Raw genomic sequence first — 2,999 nt, forward strand, 5'->3', positions numbered from 1 at the left:
CACCCGCGAGAACCGACACCCGAAGACGGAGCAGAGTCGATGAGCGACGACCAGAAGCAGCACGCGAACCTCGGCGGCGTCGTGGTGGCCACCGCGCTGCCCTACCGCGAGGACGCCTCCGCCCCGGCCGGCCTGGCCGTCGACTACGACCGGTACGCCGAGCACTGCCGCTGGCTGGTCGCCAACGGCTGCCACGGCGTCGGCCCGAACGGCTCGCTGGGCGAGTACTCCTCGCTGACCGACGAGGAGCGCCGCAGGGTGGCCCGTACGGCCGTCGAGGCGGTCGGCGACTCGGGGACCGTCGTCGTCGGGGTGCACGGCGTGGGCTCCCACCAGGCCCGGCAGTGGGCCGAGGCGGCGGCCGAGGACGGCGCCGACGGCGTGCTGTGCCTGCCGCCGACCATGTACCGCGCCAACCGCGGCGAGGTGCTCGCCCACTTCGAGGCCGTCGCCTCCGTCGGCCTGCCGGTGATGGTCTACAACAACCCCATCGACACCAAGGTCGATCTCACCCCGGACCTGCTCGCCGAGATCTCCTGGATCGACAACGTCGTCGCGGTGAAGGAGTTCTCCGGTGACGTCCGGCGCGTCCTGGAGATCCGCGAGCAGGCGCCCGGCCTGGAGGTGATCAGCGGCGCGGACGACGTCGTACTGGAGAGCCTGCTGATGGGCGCCACCGGCTGGTTCGCCGGTTTCCCGAACGTCTTCCCCGCGGAATCGGTCCGCCTGTACGAGCTGGCGGTGGCCGGCAAGGTGGAGGAGGCCCGCGCCCTGTACGAGCCGCTGATCGCGGCGTTCCGCTGGGACTCGCGCACCGAGTTCGTCCAGGCCATCAAGCTCGGCATGGAACAGGTCGGTCGGTTCGGCGGCCCCTGCCGCCCGCCGCGCGGCGCGCTGACCGAGCGGATGCGCGAGCAGGTGAAGGCCGACATGGCCCGCGCCGTGGCCGCCCTCGGCAAGCAGGCCGGCTGATGCGGTCCGTCCGTACGATCAGCGCGGTCGACTCGCACACCGAGGGCATGCCCACCCGCGTCGTCACCGGCGGTGTGGGACCGGTCCCGGGCGACACCATGGCCGAGCGGCGCCGCCACGCCGTGGAGCACCTGGACGAACTGCGCCGCTTCCTGGTCGACGAGCCGCGCGGCCACGCCGCGATGAGCGGCGCGATCCTCCAGCCGCCGACCCGCCCGGACGCCGACTGGGGCGTGCTGTACATCGAGGTCAGCGGCTTCCTGCCGATGTGCGGGCACGGCACGATCGGGGTGGCCACCGTCCTGGTGGAGACCGGGATGGTGCCGGTCACGGAACCGGAGACCGTCGTACGCCTGGACACGCCCGCCGGGCTGGTCGAGGCCCGGGTCGCGGTCCGCGACGGCCGAGCCGAGCAGGTCACCCTGCGCAACGTGGCGTCGTTCGCGCTGGAACTCGACGCCACGGCGAAGGTGCCGGGCGTCGGGGACGTGCGCTACGACATGGCCTACGGCGGCAACTTCTACGCGATCGTCGAACTCGACCGGCTGGGGCTGCCGTTCGACCGGGCGCACAAGGAGGAGATCCTCGCCGCCGGCCTCGCGGTCATGCGGGCGGTGAACGAGCGGAACCGGCCGGTCCACCCGGTGGACCCGCACATCTCCGGCTGCAAGCACGTGCAGTTCCTGGCCCCGGACTCCACCGCCCGGCACTCCCGCAACGCCATGGCCATCCACCCGGGCTGGTTCGACCGCTCACCGTGCGGCACGGGCACCTCGGCCCGGATGGCCCAGCTGAACGCGCAGGGCCAACTGCCCCTGCACACCGAGTTCGTGAACGAGTCGTTCATCGGCACCCGGTTCACCGGCCGGCTGGTCGCCGCCGCGGAGGTGGGCGGACTGCCCGCCGTCGTACCGGAGTTCTCCGGCCGCGCGTGGATCACCGGCACGGCGAACTACCTGCTCGACCCGAGCGATCCGTTCCCGCACGGATTCGTGCTCTGAGACATCCCCGCACGCGGCCCACGCGTCCCACGCGGCCTCCTGGCCGACTCCCCGCACCCAGAGCCTTTTTCGGCATCACCGGGAGGGGCCCCATGTCCCGCACCGCACCAGCGACACACCAGGACCAGGCCCTCCGCGGTCAGGGGCTGTTCTCCCGCTCGGGCGTCTTCCGCCTCAACCCCGTCGGCTCCTCGGAGGAGGAGACCAGCGGCGGACTGCGCCGGACCGTGGGGCTGTGGCAACTGGTCGCCCTCAGCCTCGGCGGTCTGGTCGGCGCGGGCGTCTTCTCGCTCGCCGGCGTCGTGGCCCACCAGGACGCCGGGCCCGGCGTGCTGATCTCGTTCCTGATCGCGATCACCGCCGGCGCCGCGGCGGCGCTGTGCTGCGCGGAGTTCGCCGGCACCATCCCCAAGGCCGGCTCCGCCTGCACCTACTCCTACGCGGCGCACGGAGCTGTCCCGTCGCACGGCGACGGTCGTCCGGCGGGCGCCGGCCGGCGCCGGGGCCCCGGCCGGGGTGTTCGGCCTGATCGAGGGTGAGCGGGCGGGCGTCGACGCGCTGCGCCACCCGGCCCTGCGCGCCGCCGCGTTCACCGGATCGCAGCGCGGTGGCCTGACGCTCGCCCGGATCGCCGCCGAGCGCCCCGAGCCGATCCCGTTCTACGGCGAACTGGGCAGCGTCAACCCCGTCGTGGTCACGCCCGGTGCCGCCGAGGGGCGCGGGACCTGTCCCGGCGGCCCGGCGCCCGCAGGCTGGTCCGGCCGGACGATCCGGCGTCGGCCGCGCCCCGCCTGCTGACCTGGACCTCGCCGCCTGCGCAGCCGACCGGGAGGCCGCCGCCGAGGAGTGCTTCGGCCCCCTGAGCCTGGCCGTCACGTACGACCGCCTCCCGGAGGTCTTCGACGTACTGGCCGCGCTCCCCGGCCGGCTCACCGCCGCCCTGCACGCCGAAGCGGCCGAGTCGGACCGACTCGCCCGCGCGGCCGCGATGCCGGCCGACCGCAGCGGCCGGGTGCCGTGGAACCA

Annotated in this window: 3 protein-coding genes and 2 pseudogenes; all 5 read left to right on the forward strand. The window is 74.1% G+C overall.

Features of this window, described 5'->3' with window-relative positions; translation table 11 throughout:
* The first annotated feature begins 39 nt into the window (after positions 1 to 39).
* The gene (locus tag FRZ03_RS00985; RefSeq protein ID WP_146463103.1) at positions 40 to 972 is read left to right on the forward strand and encodes a dihydrodipicolinate synthase family protein; all 933 of its coding nucleotides are present in this window, start codon (positions 40 to 42) and stop codon (positions 970 to 972) included.
* Positions 972 to 1,973, forward strand: coding sequence for a proline racemase family protein (locus tag FRZ03_RS00990; RefSeq protein ID WP_146463105.1), 1,002 nt, complete (start codon positions 972 to 974; stop codon positions 1,971 to 1,973). Before FRZ03_RS00985 ends, FRZ03_RS00990 begins: the two co-directional genes overlap by 1 nt.
* A gap of 92 nt (positions 1,974 to 2,065) precedes the next feature.
* Positions 2,066 to 2,425: pseudogene (locus FRZ03_RS00995) on the forward strand (amino acid permease); the annotation flags it as partial.
* A gap of 1 nt (position 2,426) precedes the next feature.
* Positions 2,427 to 2,771 carry an aldehyde dehydrogenase family protein gene (locus FRZ03_RS39670; protein WP_222443326.1) on the forward strand — a complete coding sequence of 115 codons (345 nt, stop codon included), beginning with the start codon at positions 2,427 to 2,429 and terminating at the stop codon, positions 2,769 to 2,771.
* A pseudogene (locus FRZ03_RS39675) lies at positions 2,677 to 2,999 on the forward strand (aldehyde dehydrogenase (NADP(+))); the annotation flags it as partial. The gene FRZ03_RS39670 and the pseudogene FRZ03_RS39675, both read left to right, overlap by 95 nt.

Origin of the sequence: Streptomyces misionensis (assembly GCF_007896895.1) — a bacterium.
Classification (GTDB): domain Bacteria; phylum Actinomycetota; class Actinomycetes; order Streptomycetales; family Streptomycetaceae; genus Streptomyces; species Streptomyces misionensis_A.

Bases quoted from the DNA above. Each gene is read 5' to 3' on its own strand.
- FRZ03_RS00985 (WP_146463103.1), top strand. From the start codon at position 40: ATGAGCGACGACCAGAAGCAGCACGCGAACCTCGGCGGCGTCGTGGTG.
- FRZ03_RS00990 (WP_146463105.1), top strand. From the start codon at position 972: ATGCGGTCCGTCCGTACGATCAGCGCGGTCGACTCGCACACCGAGGGC.